The following is a 19,366-nucleotide window of genomic DNA, read 5'->3' as shown; positions in this document are numbered from 1 at the left end:
TATATTCGCTTTGAATGCGGACCAAGAAGCGGCCTCTCTTTCAAGCGACATTTAACAATTTATCATAGAAACTTTGGCTTGTCAAGAGAAGTTTATAATCAATTTTGCCAGTCGCAAATGAAGCTTAAAACTGGCCCCTCTCTTTCAAGCGACATCTACTAGATTATCATAAGAATCAGTAGCTGTCAAGGGATGAATTAAATCTTTCGAATTAAGTTTCATCCCTCTCTCAAACACCAGTAAATAATTTATCATATGCTTGATTTATTGTCAATAGAAAATTTAGATTTTTTATTATTTATATTATATCCAAATCATTCTTTAATTATTCCTCCACCAACTACTATATCTCCATCATAAAAAACTACAGATTGCCCAGGGGTAACTGCTCTTTGCTCTTGAGAAAATTCCACTTTTACTTCTTCTTCCTGCGGTATAATAGTAGCTTCTTGAGCAGGAGAGTTATATCTAATTTTAGCTTCTACAGTTTTTGCTTCAGAAAGCTCATCAATTGCAATCCAGTTCACATCTTCCGCTATTAAACTCTTACTAAATACATCACTATTCTCTCCTACAACTAACGTATTATTTTCCGTATCTAATTTCACAACATATCTCTTTTGATGAGTTTCTAAGCCTAAACCTCTCCTCTGACCAATTGTATAAAAGGGTAATCCCTCATGTTCGCCTAATTTATTACCATCTAAATCTACAATTGGACCTGGAGTTATGATTTCAGGATAATGTTCTTTTAAGAATCTTTTATAATCATCATCTGGAATAAAACAAATCTCTTGACTATCAGGTTTATCATGAACATTTAAATCAAACTCTTCAGCTAACTCTCTAGTTTCAGTTTTTTTATATTTGGCTAGAGGAAACAAAGTGTGTTCAAGTTCTTCTTGAGTCAAATTATAAAGCATATAGCTTTGATCTTTTTTAGGATCACTAGCTTTCTTTAATATATGACGCCCCTCTTGATTCCTATCAATTTTAGCATAATGCCCTGTAGCCATATAATAAGCATCTAATTCTTTAGTTTTTCTTAAAAAAGCATCAAACTTAATTTCTTTATTACATACAACACAGGGGTTAGGGGTTCTACCTTGAGCATATTCCTCTTTAAAATTATTAATTACTGTCTTTTTAAACAATTCCTCAAAGTTAACTACATAAAATGGAATATCCAGTTTAGATGCTACTCTCCTAGCATCTTCTACAGCAGATAAAGAACAGCAATTAGTATCGTCATCTACTGGCTCTTCTTCAGAAGGCCAAACTCTCATTGTAATACCAATTACATCATAACCTTGTTTTTTCAACAAAGCAGCCGTCAAAGAACTATCAACTCCACCACTCATTGCTACCACAACTCTATTTTTATCTAACATCTAATCAACCCTCTTTTAATTATAGTCTAACATTATTTGGACATGGCAAAGCCATGTCCTTATTACTTTATAGTTTTGTGCCGTTTTAGATTTCATTCTTTCTTAACTATTATTTCTTTATTATTGATTTTTATCCATGTTGATGGTGACAATGAAAGTCATCTTCTTCTTCAGTTTCAATCCCTAAATAATTATTAATTGCCTTTCTCAACGCATCAGCAGCTAAATTTGAACAATGCATTTTTACATCTGGCAAACCACCTAAAGCTTCTGCAACAGCTTGATTACTTAATTCTTTTGCTTCATCTAAAGTTTTGCCTTTTACTAATTCAGTAGTAATACTACTAGTAGCTATTGCTGCCCCACAACCAAAAGTCTTAAATTTAACATCACTAATTTTATTATCATCATCAACTTTAATATACATTTTCATAATATCCCCACAAGAAGGATTCCCTACCTGTCCCACACCATCAGCATCTTCAATTTCACCTACATTACGCGGGTTTTCAAAATGATCCATCACTTTATCAGAATAATCCATCATTATTATCACTCCTTAATTTAGTAATGAGTAACTAGTAATCAGTAATGAGTTAAAACATAAAAACAATCAAAAATTAATTCAAGATTCTGATTTTGACTTTTACTCATTACTATTTTCTGATTACTGTTTACTATCTCTTAGTCTTGATTATATATAGGAGACATAGCTCTTAAATCACTAACTACTTCAGGTAATACATTTAAAACTTTATCTATATCTTCTTCAGTATTATATTTACTTAAAGACAATCGCAAAGATCCATGCGCTACTTCAGCAGATAGCCCCATTGCTAGTAAAACATGAGATGCTTCAAGGGAACCAGAAGTACAAGCAGAACCGCTTGATGCTGCAATTCCAGCTAAATCTAACTTCATTAAAATTGATTCACCTTCAATATACCTAATACTAAAATTAACATTACCAGGTAAACGCTTAGTGCGATGACCATTAAGTTTAATCTCATCAATTTCTTCTAAAATTCCATCAATTAATTTATCTCTCAACTGAGTTATCTTAGCCTGTTTTTCTTCTAAATTTTGTCCAGCAATTTGAGCTGCTTTTCCTAAACCAACAATTCCTGCAACATTCTCAGTAGTAGCTCTCCGCCCTCTTTCCTGAGCACCACCATGTAAATATTTCTCTATTCTAGTACCTTGTCTAATATATAAAGCACCTATTCCTTTTGGAGAATGAAATTTATGCCCAGATAAAGATAATAAATCAACATTCAATTCATTTACATCCACTGGAATAGAACCTACAGCTTGCACTGCATCAGTATGGATAGTAATATCATTTTCTTGAGCAATTTCAGAAATTTCAGAAATAGGTTGAATAGTTCCTACTTCGTTATTAGCTAACATAATAGTAATTAAAATAGTATCTTCTCGAATAGCATCTTTAACATCAGCAGGGTCTACAAGACCATCTTCATCAACTGGTAAATAAGTAACATCAAAACCTTTATCCTCTAAATATTCACAAGTATGCAGCACTGCATGATGCTCAATACTAGAAGTAATAATATGTTTACCTTTATCTTTTAATTCCTCAGCTACCCCTTTAATTGCATAATTGTCTGATTCTGTACCTCCACTAGTAAATACTATTTCCTTAGCATCATCAGCACTAATTAAATCAGCAACCTTATCCCTAGCTTCTCTAACAGCATCTCTAGCTTCTCTACCAAATGAATGAAAACTAGAAGGATTTCCATATACCTCAGTAAAATAGGGCTTCATTTCTTCAAGTACTGTTGGGTCAGTGGCGGTAGTCGCCGCATTATCCATGTATATTCTTTCCATTTTTATTTCCTCCTTTATAAACTTAAATTGTTACTTACTATTTATTATATATGATACATATAACCATGTTGTTCTCCTTCTTGCTTAGCATTAATTGCTTCCTGTCTAATATCTTCTAAAGTAATAGAATCTAATACTTCATCAATTCCTTCTTTAACTTGATTCCAGACTAACTCTACTACACAATTTGAGCTTCGATCACAGTTACTTTCCTCTCCTGCTACACAATCAGCTAAAGAAATTGGCCCCTCTAAAGCTCTAATAATATGACCAATAGTTATTTCTTCAGGATTTTTAGCTAACATATATCCCCCGTGTGCTCCTCGCACACTTTCTACAAAACCTTCATTACGTAAAGTTGAAATCAATTGTTCTAAATAATGTTCAGATATATTTTGTCTTTCAGCAATACTACGTAAAGGAATTGGGCCATCACCTTCATGCAGGGCCAAATCAAACATTGCTCGCACCCCATAACGACCTTTTGTAGATAATTTCATAACATCACTCCTTTAATCCCGAGTATTCTTATCAGGATTACTAGATTAATCATACCATACCACTCGGGATTTGTCAATTCTTAGATTTGAAAATGTAAAACCAAAGCTAATTTACACTAACTCTATAGTTCAAAATTATTAATAATCAGGTTGATAAGTACAACTTTTAAATAATTTTTTCATTAACATTAAAGTTTTTTCTACTATTGGACCTACCGATAAAGCAACTACAATAGTTCCTATACCTACCGGTCTTCCTAAAAAATAACCAACTACTAATACAGTAAATTCAATACTATTTCTAATCACAGCTAATCTATAGTTTAATTTCCGGTCTAAAGCCATCATCAAACTATCTCTAGGTCCCGTGCCACACTCTCCAGAGATATAGACTCCAACTCCAAAACTAAAGACAATAACGCCACAAATCAAATATAAATAACGCATTACTAAAGCATTTGGTTTTGCAATCCAAGGCATAATTATATCAATTAAGAATCCTACTAAAAACATATTAATAACTGTTGCTATAGTAGGTTTGATTTTAGCTATTAAAAAACTCATAATAATAATTACTAAACCAGTTAACTGGCTAGCTTGTCCTAAAGTAATACTAAAATGATTAGTCAACCCAATATGAAATACATTCCACGGTGAAACACCCAAGTGAGCTTTAACTGTTAGTACAATCCCGATACTAACTATTATTAACCCTAAGGTAAATCTTAACCAACTATTTTTTTCTTCCATTAAACAAACACCTCTTCTAGTTCTTCAAACTCCGATTCTCCTTTTGTTTCCTCTTTAATCCTAGCTTTAAAATTACTAATAAGGCTCGGCTTCATAACCGCAATTATTCTAACCCCCTCATTAGTATATTCAGTATTTTCAACTTTAGCTTCTGAACCTTCTAAATCATTAATTACTTGCCCCATCATATCATAGGATACTTCAATAGCTAATTTAATATAACGTGTCTTTTTTATAATTCCTGCTTCATCAATTGCTTCTCTAACACTATCACCATATGCTCTAATCAATCCTCCAACCCCATGTTTTACGCCACCAAAATATCGCGTTACTACTACTACAGTATTAGTTAATCCTCTTCCTTCAATCGCTTTTAAGGCTGGAGGACCTGAAGAACCAGAGGGTTCACCATCATCACTAGAACGAGTAATAGCTTTATCTTCTAACCCTACTTTAAATGCATAAACATTATGAGTAGCATCAGCAAACTCTTCTGAAATATCTGCTATAAACTCTTCAGCTTTTCTAACCGTAGTAACATTTTTAATTGAAGTTATAAACTTACATTTCTTTATTTTACGCTGAATCCTCGTATCTTGAGCAATCGTCTTATAACTATCCATAATTACACCTACCTCGCTAATCTAAACTATCTAAAAATTTTTTCAATCTCTTTTCATGTCCATTATTAGTAGGAGAATAAAATTCTGCTGCTGTTAATTCATCAGGCAGATACTGTTGTTTAACATAATTTCCTGGATAACTATGCGGATACTTATAACCCTGCCCATTACCCAAATCTTCTGCTCCACTATAATGGGCATCTTTTAAATGACTGGGTACTCCAGAAGTTGAATTGCTTTTCACAGCTTCCATTGCTTCATCAATAGCATTTACTACCGCATTACTTTTCGGAACCGAAGCAATATAAATAGCTGCTTGGGCCAAGGGAATTCTTGCTTCCGGCAGTCCTACATACTCCAATGCTTCAGCTGCTGAAACTGCTAACATCAACGCATGAGGGTTAGCATTCCCCACATCTTCAGCTGCATGAACTATCATTCGCCGCGCAATAAACATCGGATCTTCTCCAGCTTCAATCATCTTTGCTAACCAATATAATGCCGCATCAGGATCAGAACCGCGTAAACTTTTAACAAAAGCCGAAATAGTATCATAATGATTATCACCAGATTGATCATAATTAATCGCCTTTTGTTGAATCGATTCCTCAGCCACCTCTAAATCAACAGTTTTTACCCCTCCCTCTGTAGGAGTAGTCAACACTGCCAATTCCAAAGCATTCAAAGCTTGTCTAGCATCACCATTAGCTACATCAGCTAAATGTTCTAATGCATCACTGCTAATTTCTACCTCATAACGTCCCAATCCTTTTTCTTCATTTTCCAAAGCTCGTTCCATAACTTCTATAATTTGTGAAGCATTCAATTTCTCTAATTTAAAAATTCGCGACCGCGAAATCAGAGGCGAATTAACTTCAAAATAGGGGTTCTCTGTAGTAGCTCCAATTAAAACTACAGTTCCATCTTCTACAGCAGGTAATAAAGCATCCTGCTGGGATTTATTAAAACGGTGAATTTCATCAATAAATAAGACTGTTGCTTTAGAATACATTCCCCGCCGTTCTTTAGCCCGCTCAATTACTTCCCGTAAATCTTTAACTCCTGAAGTCACAGCATTTAAACTTTCAAATTCAGCTACCGTAGTATTCGCAATGATTTCAGCTAAAGTAGTCTTGCCCGTTCCCGGGGGACCATAAAAAATAACAGACTGTAAACGATCTGCCTGTATAGCCCGCCGCAACAATTTTCCTTCACCAACAATTTTCTCTTGCCCCATAAATTCATCTAATGTCTGCGGCCTCATTCGAGCAGCCAACGGTTTACTATGATTATTATTATCCCCATCTTGATTATTAGCTTGAGTAAATAAATCCATTTTTCCACCTCATACTCTATAAGTTTAACAGTAGTTAGTAGTGCAATGAGCAAAAATTGTTGCATATAGATTGGTCATAAAACCTAGCTGAAAGTCTAAATAATCGGTCTACACGAAGAGTCTTTGCACTTTAAGACTCGTAGGAAACAGTTAAAAAATAAAAACAACCTCAATTTAAGACAGTTCTTGCCTCCACTATTAAAGTAAAACTGCCTTGGTGGGAGATGAAATTTTTTCAAAGCGACTTTAAATCTAGTTTGTAAATGAGTCTTAATGAAGTATAGTTATCTGTAATTTTGAAAGTTTAATTTCTGATTTAATTAAACTAAATTACAGATAACTATACGAATTTAGACGAATCAAACTAGATTTAGGAGCGAAGAAATAATTTCATCTCCCAGCCCGCAAGTTACACTTTATATAAATATCTTTTCTAATGCCTTAGCAACGCCATGTTCTTCATTACTTACAGTAACCATATCTGCTTGTTCTTTAACTTCTTGTGGTGCATTATCAGTTACTACACCTAAATCTGCCAATTCTAACATATCTAGATCATTATAATTATTACCAAAAGATACTACATCTTGCGGAGATAAATTATATTTTTTTAATAATGCCTTCAGTCCAACGCCCTTATTAACATTTTGTCCTGTTACATCTATATAATTCTCAGTTGTTTGGACAATTGACAAACTTTCGCCAAATCTTTTCTTTAAATCTCTGACAGTTTTTCTCATTATTTTTTTATCTATATTAAACAAAATATTAATTGGTGGTTCATCTAATCTCTTCTTTAAGTCTCCTACTGCTTGCGGCATCACTTTTTCTTCTTCGATATGAACATCAGCTTTATCAGTTATTTCTTCTACACAAATCTGATCTGTAAAATAAAAACTAATATGTAAATCACGCTGTTTAGCATAATTTAATATCTGTTCTGCTAATTCTACTTCAATAAAATTTTGTGCTAGCACTTCACCTGATGGTCTTTTAATCAATGCACCATTATTAGCAATTAAAGGCGTATTTAACTCTAATTCTTTAGCAAAAGCTAACATTGATTGATAAGGTCGGCCACTAGCTAATATAATTTTAACATCTTGTGCTGCTAAATCAAGTAATATTTCTTTACTATAAGAAGAAATAATAGAATCATTTGTTAATAATGTTCCATCTAAATCTAAAACAACTAATTTATACATCTAATTCTGCGCCTCCCTCTATAACTATTTTTCTCAAAGCATGAGCCACTCCATTATCTTGATTTGATTTAGTAATAAAATCTGCTTTATCTTTTACTCCTTGAGGAGAATTGCCCATTGCTACTGCTACTCCTGCTACTTCAAACATAGCTACATCATTGAAGTTATTACCAATTGCTATTACTTCTTCAGCTTTCACATTCATTTTCTTCATCATATATTTTAAAGCCTGTCCTTTAGAAACTTCTAAATTCATCACTTCTAAATACTCTTCATCTGATCTAGTAATATATAATTTATTCTGATACTCTTCTCCTAAAAAAGCATAAACATCATCTATTTTTTCTTCTGCCCCATAATAAATAATTTTAATTGGCGCCTTAGATACTTTTAAGTCTTTTACAACTTTAGGTTTAATTCCTTCTAATTCTAAATGTCCTTCTGCCATTTCTGAACTACTAGTTAAAATTTCTCCATCATAATAAACACTAACTCCATAATCATTCTTTAACCCATAATCTATAATTTCCTGTGCTTTATCTAATGGTAAATTACATTTGTGATAAGTTCTTTCTGTTAAACTACATTTAACCATAGAACCATTAGCAGAAATCAAGGGTAAATAAACTTCTAATTCTTTAGTATAAGGTGCTAAAGATTGATAAGGTCGACCGCTAGCTAAAATAAAACTGATTCCTTTATCGGCTAACATTTCTATCATCGTGCGATTTTCTTCTGGTATCTCTTTTTGATCATTTAATAAAGTTCCATCCATATCTATTGCTATAAGTTTATAATCCATAAATTTATTACCCCCAACAATTTAAATTTAGTCAGATATAGTTATAATAATAGAACTAACCTTATTATTATTTCTAGACTGATTATTATTTTCCTGGATTCAATTAATAAAAAGTCCAGCTCCTACAAGAAGTAAGAGCTGGACTTAAGTATAATTATTTAGTTAAATAAAGTTCTTTTAATGATTCTAAAGCAATATCTTTATCTTCTTCTCCAGTCTTAAAGTACTCTGGAATAGCTAGTCTATCTTGAGGAACATACTCTTGTTTATCAGTTAATATCTTTTTGAGTTGTTTTAAATAACCATCGGCAGTACTTTCCCAAGTATATTGAGCTTCAACTCTCTTCATACCTGCTTCTCGATATTCTTGCCAAGTTTCTTCTTGCCCTACAACTTTTAATAGGCCTTCAGCAATATCCTCTGGATCTTCCGGATCTACTAAAATCCCGAACTTTTTATCTCCTTCACGCATAATTTCTGATGGTCCTCCATTTTGTGTTACTACTGCTGGCAATCCAGAAGCCATAGCTTCTACTGGAGCCAAACCAAATGGTTCATAAAAAGCTGTTAAAGCAAATACAGATTGATAATCAGCTAAAGTGCGATAACAAGCTGCTAGTTCTAATTGACTAGCTAAAGAAAACATACTTACTTTACCTTCTAAGTCATTTTCAGCAATAATCTCCATAATCTCATCTAAAATTTCTTTCTCATCGCCACTTGCCTGAGAATAATCCTCAAATGGATTATCTATCCCCCGCAAAGTCATTACTAAATTACCTTGTTCTTGTAATTCTTCATTTTGAGCAAAAGCTTTTACTAACCCTACATGATTCTTTTTGTGATCCAAACGACTAGCAGCTAAAATAGCTGGCATCTCTTGTCTGTCTTCATCCAAATCACGAGCAAAAACTCTTTCAATCTTTTCTTGGATTTTCTCTTCTGTCTCATTTGCTTGATCAGGATTGAAAATGTCAGTATTAGCTCCCGGTGGCACTACTGCAAATTTATCATCATTATCTACATCAACAGCATTACGATAAGCATGATGAGAATACTGTTCTTTCTGTTCTTGTTTAGTGCTCACAAAATTAGTTGCAGAATTCTTCATAGCAATTCTTTCAGCAGTAATCCGACGGTGGAACTTAAAACGATCATTTAGCTCTTCAATATTATCTTCATCAATATTAAATTTATCCATCTTTTGCGCTCCAAGAGAATGACCAGTAAATGTAAATGGAATATCCATTCTCTCTTGCAGCATAGCTCCTGCTAATCCTCCATCACCATAATGAGTTGTTGTGATATCAGGCATCTGACCTTCACTTTGATAAAATTCAATTAAATTATCAACATAGTCTGTTAAATGTGGCCATAATTTCTCTTTCTTTAAAAATTCATCACCGCCAAATGGAATTCTAATTATTCTGACCTTATCACTAATTGCATAAGAATCAAATTTTCTAGAAAATTCTGGCCAGTCTTCATCTCTAACCTGTCGTGTTACAATATCAACCTGCACATCAAATTCTTCTGCTAAAGCTAAGCAAACCTCTTTAACATATACAAGTTGTCCACCAAAGTCAGGATGTTCCGTCCAATAACTATCATTCGGGTCAAAATTTCCTTGCGGGTTTAAAAAAGATATTAATTCAGGTTTAGACATCTGTTTAGCCTCCTTAGATTTTAAAACGATTAATAATTTCATCTTTATTCGGTAAATCTGCTAAAGCTCCTACCTGCTGTAATGCTAAGGCAGCAGTAGCATTTCCAACTTTAACTGCTGTTTCTAATTTATCACCATCTACTAATGAAGCATATAATCCTGACCAAAAGGCATCTCCTGCACCAGTAGTATCAACTACTTGCTCAGCATAAGTATCAAGCTCTATTTCTTGCTTTGCAGTAGAAACTATAACTCCATCTGCTCCTAAAGTCAAAATTACTAATTCTACTCCTAATTTATGAAATTGATTAATATACTCTCGAGGAGTAGACCCAGAACCAAATAATGCTTCAGCATCATCAAGAGACGGTTTAACAATATTAACTTGCTGCAATAAATCTTTAATAAATTGTGGTCCATCTTCTCTACCTTCCCACAATTGTGGTCTGTAATTTGGGTCTAGACTAATAATCTTGTCATTCTTTGCTGCTAATTCAACTATTTTAGCTAAAGTTTCTCGTGTTACTGGGGCAGATAAAGCAAAAGTAGAAAGATGAATAACCTTGGTATCAGTAATTAACTCTTCCTTAATATCATCTTCTTCAATATACTTTTCAGCATCACGATAAGCAATGAAATCAGGACTCTCCTTACTTTGGGTAACCATAACTATTGAAGTATTATGTTCTGCACTAGATACTACTCCACTTACATCTACACCGCCAGCAACTAATTTTTCTGTTAAATAGTCACCTATACCATCAGCACCAACTTTGCTAATCAAAGCAGAATTAGCACCTAAACTACTAACATTCATTGTTATATTAGCAGGAGAACCACCAAAATAACGCTTGAATTCATCTGCTTCTTTAAATGAAGGAACCAAGTCGGTAGAAATAATATCTGCTAAAACTTCACCAACTGCCACAACATCAAATTTACTTTCAGAAAATTCAACTTTTTCAGACAAAGAAAACACTTTTAATACCTCCTCACTTTTATAAGCTGTTTCATAATTCCTCTCTAGGTTGATTCTCTCACTTCTATATCATAGTCTAAAACAATATTATTATCCTCTAGTTCTTCTCCCTTAATCAATTTTAATAATGTTTTAATGCCTGTTTGACCTAGTTCATAAACAGGTTGCACTACTGTAGTTAAACGTGGTTCTACATAATCTACTAAACTAATATTATCGAATCCAGCTACTGCAATATCTTCTGGAATACTATAACCCTGCTCCCTAATATATTTCATTGCCCCTACTGCCATCTCATCATTAGCTGCAAAAACAGCATCAGGAACTATATTCTGCTTTAATATCTCTGCAATTCCTTGATAACCACTTTGCAAAGTAAAATCTCCTTTAACCATTAAATCAAAATCAAACTGCAGTTCATTATCAGCTAAAGCTTGTCGATAACCTTTCTCTCTCTTCAGCCCAGCAGTTTTATCCTCTTCTGGCCCGCCAATAAATGCAATTTTTTGATAACCTTCTTCTATTAAATAATTTGTCATATCATAAGCAGCTTGATAATTATCAATATTTACAGTAGGATAATCAATTTCATTTTCTTCTCGAGAAATAATAACAATAGGAAAATCACAATTAGATAACAAATCAATTCGTTGTTGATCATAAGTCTTACCCATATATATCAAACCATCAACTCTTCTATCTTTTAAAACATTAATACATTTTCTTTCCCGAGCTAATAAACCAGAAGTATTCAATAAAACTACATTATAATCATTATTTCTAGCTAAGTCTTCAACCCCTCTAACAATTCCTCCAAAAAAGGGATTCCAAATATCTGGAATTACTAAACCAATCAATTTTGTTTCGCTTCTCCTTAAATGCCGCGCATTGGCATTAGGACTATAATTTAATTCATCAATTGCTTGAGTAACTTTTTCTTTAGTTTGATAAGTTACTCGGGCACTATTATTTATAACTCTAGATACTGTAGCTTCTGAAACACCTGCTTCAGTTGCTACATCTCGAATTGTTATTTCATTTTTTTCTGACTGCTTAACTTGCTTTAAATTATAACCTAATTCTTCAATTGCTAAATCTACTTTTTCTTTAGTTTGAGGAGTTACTTTTTCGCTATTGTTCAATACTCTAGAAACAGTGGCAGTAGAAACTCCTGCTCTTTCAGCAACATCAGCAATTGTAGTCATTAAAAATCACCTCTTTCTGGTGTATGAAAACCATTACATTATTTATTATAATAATATTTTAGTCTACTGTCAACATTATTTACAACTTATTATTTTTTTATCAGTAATTATTTTCTCAACTTTTTGGTCATGGCAGGAAGTCTTAATTTGCTCAGCGAGTTGTTCTGAAAAAGCTAAAGCAATTGTCAATACTTGTGGGTCAGAAGCTAATAAGCGATCATAGTAACCGCCTCCATAACCAATTCTATTACATGAGTCATCAAACCCTACTCCTGGGGCAATAATTAAATCTAATTCTTCTTTATTAATTAATCTTCTGTATTCAGGTTTAGGCTCTAAAATACCATAAGTACTACTAGGAGTTAATTCTTGCTCAAAATTTTTAAGTTCAGATAGATATAATCTCTTTTCTTCAGTATCAGTAATTGGCACTATCACTCTTTTATCTTCTGCTAAGAGCTTTTTAATTATTGCTTTAGTTCTAACTTCATTATTGAAACTAATATAAATCAAAATTGTTTGAGCAGTATTATATTCTTCAGTAGCAAAAAGTCTCTTTTTAATAAGCTTACTTTTCTCTTTCACTTCTGTTGTTGACAAATTATTTCTAATTTCTAATAATTTTTCTCTTTGTTCTTCTTTAGTCATAATTTCACCTCTTTTTAAATATAAAAAATATTACTAAAATTTTTCTTAAAATTCCTCCACTCATTTTTTTCAAAATATACTCTAATAAATAATAAAAAACTGCAGCACCTTCAATAGAATTGTCAGGCACTGCAGTTTAAATTATATATAATTATCTAAATTTTAATTTAGTCTAATTCTAAATCTTCTAATTCTAAGGCTAATTCTCCTAATTGCCCCTCATCAACTTCAGATGGAGCATCTGTCAACAAGCAAGTTGCTCGCTGAGTTTTAGGGAATGCAATTACATCTCTAATAGTATTTAAGTTACCAAGTAACATTACTAAACGATCTAATCCAAATGCAATTCCACCATGCGGCGGAGCACCATATTTAAAGGCTTCTAATAAGAAACCAAACTTTTCTTCTACTTCATCTGCTCCCATATCTAATAGTTCAAATATCTTTTTCTGCAGGTCAATATCATGAATTCTGATACTACCTCCACCAATTTCTATTCCATTCAGTACTAAATCATAAGCTTGAGATTTCACTGCAGTTGGATCTTCATCTAATAGCTCAATATCTTCTTCTTTGGGCATTGTAAATGGATGATGTAAAGAAATATATCTTTCTTCATCTTCATCCCACTCTAATAATGGGAAATCAGTAACCCAAAGGAAATCAAATTCATCTTCAGGGATTAAATCTAACTCTTCACCTAACTTCAAACGTAAATTACCTAAAGAAGCAGCTACTACTTTTGGATTATCAGCTACAAACAACAGTAAATCTCCTGCTTCAGCTGACATTTTATCTATAATAGCATCTATTTCTTCATCAGCTAAAAACTTAGCAATTTGAGATTCTACACCGTCTTCTGTTACTTTAATCCATGCTAATCCTTTAGCTCCATAATCAGCAACAAAATCAGTTAACTTATCAATATCCCCTCGGGAAAAATCAGCACAACCTTTAGCATTAATTCCCTTTACTTGACCTCCATCAGCTACAGTACCACTAAATACATTAAAGTCACTATCAGCTACAATCTCTGATAGATCAATTAATTCCATATCAAATCTAGTATCTGGTCGATCAGTTCCATATCTCTTCATTGCTTCCTCATAACTCATCTGAGGAAAATCAAGTTTCTCCTCAATATCGGCAGCAGCAAAAACTTCTTCAATCATTCCTTCAATCATATCTAAGATATCTTCTTGATTCATAAAAGACATCTCAATATCAATTTGAGTAAATTCAGGCTGCCTATCTGCTCTTAAATCTTCATCTCTAAAGCAGCGAGTGATTTGAAAATATCTATCCATACCAGACACCATTAATAATTGTTTAAATAACTGCGGTGACTGTGGCAAAGCATAAAATTTACCTTTATTAACTCTACTTGGAACTAAAAAATCTCTTGCTCCTTCCGGAGTACTTTTAGTCAACATTGGTGTTTCAACTTCTAAAAATCTATTGTCGTCTAAATATTCTCGCACTGCTTGTTTAACATTATGTCGCAGCTTAATATTATCCTGCATTGGATTTCTTCTCAAATCCAAATATCTATGTTTAAGTCTTAATTCTTCACTAGTTTTAATTTCATCATCAATCATAAACGGAGGTGTCTCTGCCTCAGCTAAAATTTTCAATTCACTAGCATAGACTTCAACTTCACCAGTTGCTAGTTCTTCATTAATCATTGCTTCAGGTCTTGCTTTAACTTTTCCTTTCACAGCAATAACATATTCTTTACGCAACTCATCAGCTAACTCAAAAGTATCTTCATTTACTTCAGGGCTAAAAACAACTTGAACTAAGCCAAAGCGATCACGCAAATCAGTAAAAATAACTCCCCCATGATCTCTTCTGCGCTGCACCCAGCCCATTAAAGTTATCTCTGTTCCTTCTTGTTCTTTAGTAATTTCACCACAATAATCTGACCTACTCCAATCTTCCATACCTTTCATCTTGGCTTGCTCCCTCCTATGCTATTCTACCCGCTTATCCATCTCTGCTACTAAATTGTCTAGTTCAATTTCTTCTTGATCTCCTGTTTTCATTTCTCTAACTGTAGCAACGCCTTTTTCTAGTTCGTTACCACCTAAAATTATACTATATTGAGCATTATTTCTATCTGCACACTTCATTTGTCCTTTTACACTACGATCTAGATAATCCATTTCTACTTTAATACCTGCTTTTCTTAACTGATTCAGATAGCGAAAAGCAGTCTTTTGGGCTTCTTCACCAATAGTAGTAATAAATAAGTCAATCTCACGATCTATCGGCAACTCTATCCCTTGCTCTTCAAGAGCTAATAGAATTCTTTCTACCCCCATAGCAAAACCAATTCCTGGCACATCACGATCACCAATTTCTTCAGCTAATTTATCATAACGACCGCCGCCAAAAACTGCATCTTGAGCACCTAATTCATTACAAACAACTTCAAAAGCTGTTTTAGTATAATAATCTAAACCTCGTACTAAAGTAGCATCAATCTGATAGTCAATATCTAATAAATCCAAATATTCTTTGACCTCAGAAAAATGTTCTTGACATTCATCACATAATTCTTCATGAATTTTCGGCGCATCAGCCATGAAGTCTTTATCACTATCCACTTTACAATCTAGGATTCTAAGCGGATTACTATCATAACGATTTTGACAGTCAGAACATAATTGCTCCAAATAAGGTTCAAAATAATCTAATAGTTTCTCTTTATAATCAGCTCTACATTTAGGACAACCTACACTATTTAAACGTACCTCTAAATCTTTTAATCCTAATTCAGATATAAAATGCATTCCCAACGATATAATCTCAGCATCAATTGCTGGACTATCTGTACCAAAAACTTCTACACCAATTTGATGGAATTGTCTATAACGACCAGATTGGGGACGCTCATATCTAAACATTGGCCCAGAATAGTAATATTTAGTTGGTTGAGCATGACCATAAATTTTGTTTTCTAGAAATGACCTTACTACTGAAGCAGTACCTTCAGGACGAAGAGTAATACTACGTCCACCTTTATCTTCAAAAGTATACATTTCTTTTTCTACAATATCAGTATCTTCACCTATACCACGTTGAAATAAATTAGTCTTTTCAAAAATAGGTGTTCTTATTTCTTGATAATTATAAGTACTAAAAATTTCTTTAGATTTTTGCTCAAGATACTGCCACTTGGCAGTATCTTGAGGTAATATATCATTAGTCCCTCGCGGGGCTCTGATTTTCATTCTAAATGTACCTCCTTAATTTATCATCTAAAAATTAATTACTTTGGTTTTGTTGTTGATTTTGCTGCTGTTGCTGAATTGCTTTCTTTTGACTCTGCTGTTGTTTCTGCTTTTTAGCTTGAATTTCCTTGACTTTCTTCATTTCAGCTTGAGCTTTTTCTGTTAGACCCATTTTCTTATAGACACTATATAGTCTATAGTGAGCCATTAGATTATCTCCAGATAATTTAGAGAATTTATCATACTGTTCTAATGCTTTATCTTTCATCTCTTCTTTGCGGTATAATTCACCTAATGCCAAGTGAAGATTAGCATTATCTTTATTATTCTTCAGTGCATCTTGATATAAACTAATTGCTTTATCAGTCTTATCTTGGTTCTGATATAAATTCGCTAATGAATTATAGAAACTAGTTTGCTCTGGATACTTTTCAATAGCTTCTTCATAAGTTGAAATTGCTTTATCAGTCTTATCTTGTTTTTGATAAGCTTGAGCTAAATTATTATATAAATAACTTGCTCGACCATTTTCTTCTAGAGCAGCTTTATAATTTTTAATTGCTTGTTCATAATTTTCAGCTTGTTGTGCATTATAACCTTTAATTTCTTTACTGTTAATTACAATTTCTGCTCCTTCTCTCTCTTCAGAAATCCATTTATCAAAAGCAGCTTTTTTCTTTTTATTTAATAGTTCATTTTCAATTTTACTCTTCTGCTTTTCAAATTCTTGACCTTCAGCTTCTTTCTTAGCAGTTACCTTAATAACATGATAACCAAACTTAGTCTTAATTGGGTCACTAATTTCTCCTTCTTCTAATCTAAATGCTTCATCTTCAAAAGCTTCAACCATTTTACCATGACCAAAGGAACCTAATTTACCGCCTCGTTTTGCTGATGGTCCTTCAGAATATTCTTTAGCTACTTTAGAGAATTCTGTTCCTTCTTCAATCTCTTCAATTGCTTCTTCAGCCTTTTGCTTAGCTTTTTGATTACTTTTATTCTTAGTTCTAATTAAAATATGACTAGCAGATACTTCTTCATAATTTTCTTTAATCTCTTTATCTGAAACTTTAATATCTTTTAATACTTCATCAAATAATTTCTGCATTGCTAATGACTTCTTCAATTGACTGCGGATTTGGTCTAAAGAACGTCCTGCTTGCTTTAATCTTTGTTCTAATTCTTCTTTAGACTTAAACTTAGAATCTTTAACTATTTTATCTAATCGTTCTTCTATCTTTTTATCACTAACTTCATCCATCAATCCTCTAGATTCCATTTCTTGTTCAATTAACTGACGATCAATCAGCTGATCTAAAACTCGCTTTTTAAGTGATAAAACTTGTGAATCCTGGACTCGTCCTCTCATTTGACTTAGAGTCTGATTAACTTGCGATTGAAAAGCCCGATTAGAAATTTCATCACCATTTACTGTTGCAATTGGGCTATTATTTTGAGCATTAACTTGACTTTGATTTGCTCCACCAGTGTTACCATAATTTAAATAAACTAAAGTACCTCCACCTACAAAAGCAATTACTACAATATAAATTATTAATTTCATTTTGTCACGTAAAAAATCCATTAACATCTTTTTTAGCCTCCTTGAAAGGTTAAATTTATAATTTTTTATTTATTACAGACTAAACATTATTTTAACTTATCTCAACAAAGTTGTCAATTTATCTATCTTACGTTGAGTCCTCTCTTCTACTTCTTTGATATACTGCACAGGAAACTTAGGATTAATTTCCCGCTCTAAAGACCAATCATTACTATCAACTAATTTAGTAACTCCCCCACCTCCTAAAGCAATGATAATTTCTCTTTCTTCCATCATTAAAATATTATAAATAGATTCCTGACCTGGCTTAGAATAACCAATATTCTCAAAATTTCCTAGTGGTGACTTCTGCCGATACATATAATAAGGAACCAAGCCCAATTTTTCAGCAGTTTTTTGAGTTAAATTTAACATTTTATTTATCTTAGCAGCAGAAGCTGTAGATAATCCACTTTGCTCTTTGCTTAAGTTTGCAGCACGTTTAATAGCTAAAGTATGTACTGTCAAACTATCTGGCTGTAAATCTTGTATCTCTTCTAAAGTAAGCTGTAACTCCTCTTTTCCTTCACCAGGCAATCCTACTATTAAATCCATATTTATATTAGCAAAATTCATTTTACGGGCCAATTTATAAGCTTGCACTACATCTTTAACAGTATGGTCGCGCCCAATTTTATTCAGCGTTTTCTGCTGCATCGTTTGCGGATTAATACTAATCCGGCCAACTTTTTCCTGTTTTAGTACTCTCAATTTTTTCTCATTAATTGTATCAGGACGACCTGCTTCCACCATAAACTCACGTAAATCATCCCCAGTAATAGCAAAAGATGATTTTATTTTTTTTATAATTTCTTCTAATTCTTCGGCCGACAGTACTGTTGGAGTCCCGCCCCCAATATAAACAGTATCAACTTTTAAATTTAAATCTCTAACGACTTGACCTATACTTTCAATTTCATATTGTAAAGCTGCTAAAAAATCAGATACATATTCTCCATACTCTTTTAAAGGATAGGAAGCAAAAGAACAATAATCACATTTAGTAGGGCAAAAGGGCACTCCCAAATAGATACTGATCTTTTTTCTTGCTTCAGACGCTGTAGGTATATATTTACGCTCACGACGTACTATATTTAATAATAATTCTCTTTTTTCAGGGTTAACTCCATATATATTCTGTAGTCGATAATCAACTTGTTGATAACTTAATCCTTTGTCTAATAAAATATGCACTAACTTAGTAGGACGAACTCCAATCAAAATTCCCCAAGGGCTCATCTCTAAATCTAAATAATCACACAATAATCTATAGATGCTTAATTTTAATCTATATCTACATCTTTTCTCAAAATCTTGCCCATCAACAGCAGAATCTAAAATTTCTTTATCTTTAATTATATCTCTTTGTTCTGCCTTAGAAGAAGTATCTCCAACTATCTCACTAATGACCTTAATACCATCGCTAGTATCTAGTTGAGTATTAATAATAATATCAAAATCATAAGCTTGCGCTGCTTTATAAATTTCTATATGCTCTGGTAATAAAACTTTTAAAGTACCCTTAACTGGACCATAGTATTTGGAGTCGATCTTTAAACCTATTTTCATAA

At 32.9% G+C, this 19,366-nt stretch carries 17 protein-coding genes; all 17 read right to left on the bottom strand.

The window, feature by feature from the left end; all coding sequences use genetic code 11:
* Positions 1-314: 314 nt before the first annotated feature.
* The 17 genes from mnmA to hemZ all read right to left on the bottom strand — a co-directional run bounded on the left by mnmA (position 315) and on the right by hemZ (position 19,364).
* On the bottom strand, positions 315-1,391 hold the full coding sequence (gene mnmA, locus JOC47_RS05640) for a tRNA 2-thiouridine(34) synthase MnmA (protein WP_204701054.1): 1,077 nt from the start codon (positions 1,389-1,391) through the stop codon (positions 315-317).
* A gap of 130 nt (positions 1,392-1,521) precedes the next feature.
* Positions 1,522-1,935 (bottom strand): Fe-S cluster assembly scaffold protein NifU, encoded by a 414-nt coding sequence (nifU, locus tag JOC47_RS05635; RefSeq protein WP_204701078.1) that lies wholly within the window; start codon positions 1,933-1,935, stop codon positions 1,522-1,524.
* A gap of 140 nt (positions 1,936-2,075) precedes the next feature.
* Positions 2,076-3,242: a cysteine desulfurase NifS gene (gene nifS, locus JOC47_RS05630; protein ID WP_204701052.1), complete on the bottom strand. Its 1,167-nt coding sequence runs from the start codon at positions 3,240-3,242 to the stop codon at positions 2,076-2,078.
* A 44-nt stretch (positions 3,243-3,286) separates the two neighbouring features.
* Complete coding sequence (locus JOC47_RS05625; RefSeq protein WP_204701051.1) at positions 3,287-3,742, bottom strand: RrF2 family transcriptional regulator; 456 nt, start codon at positions 3,740-3,742, stop codon at positions 3,287-3,289.
* Between the two features lie 138 nt (positions 3,743-3,880).
* The gene (locus JOC47_RS05620; RefSeq protein ID WP_204701050.1) at positions 3,881-4,492 is read right to left on the bottom strand and encodes a YczE/YyaS/YitT family protein; all 612 of its coding nucleotides are present in this window, start codon (positions 4,490-4,492) and stop codon (positions 3,881-3,883) included.
* Entirely contained in the window at positions 4,492-5,115 is a 624-nt protein-coding gene (locus tag JOC47_RS05615; RefSeq protein WP_239550925.1) for a YigZ family protein, read from the bottom strand. The genes JOC47_RS05620 and JOC47_RS05615 overlap by 1 nt, the downstream gene beginning before the upstream one ends.
* A gap of 16 nt (positions 5,116-5,131) precedes the next feature.
* The gene (locus JOC47_RS05610) at positions 5,132-6,451 is read right to left on the bottom strand and encodes a replication-associated recombination protein A (protein WP_204701049.1); all 1,320 of its coding nucleotides are present in this window, start codon (positions 6,449-6,451) and stop codon (positions 5,132-5,134) included.
* A gap of 416 nt (positions 6,452-6,867) precedes the next feature.
* Complete coding sequence (locus tag JOC47_RS05605; protein WP_204701048.1) at positions 6,868-7,656, bottom strand: HAD family hydrolase; 789 nt, start codon at positions 7,654-7,656, stop codon at positions 6,868-6,870.
* Positions 7,649-8,458 (bottom strand): Cof-type HAD-IIB family hydrolase, encoded by an 810-nt coding sequence (locus JOC47_RS05600; RefSeq protein WP_204701047.1) that lies wholly within the window; start codon positions 8,456-8,458, stop codon positions 7,649-7,651. Before JOC47_RS05600 ends, JOC47_RS05605 begins: the two co-directional genes overlap by 8 nt.
* Before the next feature lie 154 nt (positions 8,459-8,612).
* Positions 8,613-10,124, bottom strand: coding sequence for a glycosyltransferase (locus JOC47_RS05595; RefSeq protein WP_204701046.1), 1,512 nt, complete (start codon positions 10,122-10,124; stop codon positions 8,613-8,615).
* Positions 10,125-10,137: 13 nt separating this feature from the next.
* Positions 10,138-11,103 carry a PfkB family carbohydrate kinase gene (locus JOC47_RS05590; RefSeq protein WP_204701045.1) on the bottom strand — a complete coding sequence of 322 codons (966 nt, stop codon included), beginning with the start codon at positions 11,101-11,103 and terminating at the stop codon, positions 10,138-10,140.
* Positions 11,104-11,147: 44 nt separating this feature from the next.
* Complete coding sequence (locus tag JOC47_RS05585) at positions 11,148-12,308, bottom strand: LacI family DNA-binding transcriptional regulator (protein WP_204701043.1); 1,161 nt, start codon at positions 12,306-12,308, stop codon at positions 11,148-11,150.
* A gap of 75 nt (positions 12,309-12,383) precedes the next feature.
* Positions 12,384-12,956 carry a 5-formyltetrahydrofolate cyclo-ligase gene (locus tag JOC47_RS05580; RefSeq protein WP_204701041.1) on the bottom strand — a complete coding sequence of 191 codons (573 nt, stop codon included), beginning with the start codon at positions 12,954-12,956 and terminating at the stop codon, positions 12,384-12,386.
* 167 nt (positions 12,957-13,123) lie between these two features.
* Positions 13,124-14,908: an aspartate--tRNA ligase gene (aspS, locus tag JOC47_RS05575; protein ID WP_204701039.1), complete on the bottom strand. Its 1,785-nt coding sequence runs from the start codon at positions 14,906-14,908 to the stop codon at positions 13,124-13,126.
* 21 nt (positions 14,909-14,929) lie between these two features.
* Positions 14,930-16,192 carry a histidine--tRNA ligase gene (gene hisS / locus JOC47_RS05570; RefSeq protein WP_204701038.1) on the bottom strand — a complete coding sequence of 421 codons (1,263 nt, stop codon included), beginning with the start codon at positions 16,190-16,192 and terminating at the stop codon, positions 14,930-14,932.
* A gap of 34 nt (positions 16,193-16,226) precedes the next feature.
* Positions 16,227-17,783: a peptidylprolyl isomerase gene (locus JOC47_RS05565; RefSeq protein WP_204701036.1), complete on the bottom strand. Its 1,557-nt coding sequence runs from the start codon at positions 17,781-17,783 to the stop codon at positions 16,227-16,229.
* A 69-nt stretch (positions 17,784-17,852) separates the two neighbouring features.
* Positions 17,853-19,364, bottom strand: coding sequence for a coproporphyrinogen dehydrogenase HemZ (hemZ, locus tag JOC47_RS05560; RefSeq protein WP_204701035.1), 1,512 nt, complete (start codon positions 19,362-19,364; stop codon positions 17,853-17,855).
* Positions 19,365-19,366 lie beyond the last annotated feature (2 nt).

It is taken from the genome of Halanaerobacter jeridensis (assembly GCF_016908315.1).
Lineage (GTDB): Bacteria > Bacillota > Halanaerobiia > Halobacteroidales > Halobacteroidaceae > Halanaerobacter > Halanaerobacter jeridensis.
This window is presented reverse-complemented; position numbering and strand designations above follow the sequence as displayed.

Excerpts from the sequence above, each read along its gene's own strand:
- JOC47_RS05595 (WP_204701046.1), bottom strand. The coding sequence starts at position 10,124 with ATGTCTAAACCTGAATTAATATCTTTTTTAAACCCGCAAGGAAATTTT.
- JOC47_RS05610 (WP_204701049.1), bottom strand. The coding sequence starts at position 6,451 with ATGGATTTATTTACTCAAGCTAATAATCAAGATGGGGATAATAATAAT.
- mnmA (WP_204701054.1), bottom strand. The coding sequence starts at position 1,391 with ATGTTAGATAAAAATAGAGTTGTGGTAGCAATGAGTGGTGGAGTTGAT.
- hemZ (WP_204701035.1), bottom strand. The coding sequence starts at position 19,364 with ATGAAAATAGGTTTAAAGATCGACTCCAAATACTATGGTCCAGTTAAG.
- JOC47_RS05585 (WP_204701043.1), bottom strand. The coding sequence starts at position 12,308 with ATGACTACAATTGCTGATGTTGCTGAAAGAGCAGGAGTTTCTACTGCC.
- JOC47_RS05580 (WP_204701041.1), bottom strand. The coding sequence starts at position 12,956 with ATGACTAAAGAAGAACAAAGAGAAAAATTATTAGAAATTAGAAATAAT.
- nifU (WP_204701078.1), bottom strand. The coding sequence starts at position 1,935 with ATGGATTATTCTGATAAAGTGATGGATCATTTTGAAAACCCGCGTAAT.
- JOC47_RS05605 (WP_204701048.1), bottom strand. The coding sequence starts at position 7,656 with ATGTATAAATTAGTTGTTTTAGATTTAGATGGAACATTATTAACAAAT.
- JOC47_RS05600 (WP_204701047.1), bottom strand. The coding sequence starts at position 8,458 with ATGGATTATAAACTTATAGCAATAGATATGGATGGAACTTTATTAAAT.
- hisS (WP_204701038.1), bottom strand. The coding sequence starts at position 16,192 with ATGAAAATCAGAGCCCCGCGAGGGACTAATGATATATTACCTCAAGAT.
- JOC47_RS05620 (WP_204701050.1), bottom strand. The coding sequence starts at position 4,492 with ATGGAAGAAAAAAATAGTTGGTTAAGATTTACCTTAGGGTTAATAATA.
- nifS (WP_204701052.1), bottom strand. The coding sequence starts at position 3,242 with ATGGAAAGAATATACATGGATAATGCGGCGACTACCGCCACTGACCCA.
- JOC47_RS05625 (WP_204701051.1), bottom strand. The coding sequence starts at position 3,742 with ATGAAATTATCTACAAAAGGTCGTTATGGGGTGCGAGCAATGTTTGAT.
- JOC47_RS05565 (WP_204701036.1), bottom strand. The coding sequence starts at position 17,783 with ATGTTAATGGATTTTTTACGTGACAAAATGAAATTAATAATTTATATT.
- aspS (WP_204701039.1), bottom strand. The coding sequence starts at position 14,908 with ATGAAAGGTATGGAAGATTGGAGTAGGTCAGATTATTGTGGTGAAATT.
- JOC47_RS05615 (WP_239550925.1), bottom strand. The coding sequence starts at position 5,115 with ATGGATAGTTATAAGACGATTGCTCAAGATACGAGGATTCAGCGTAAA.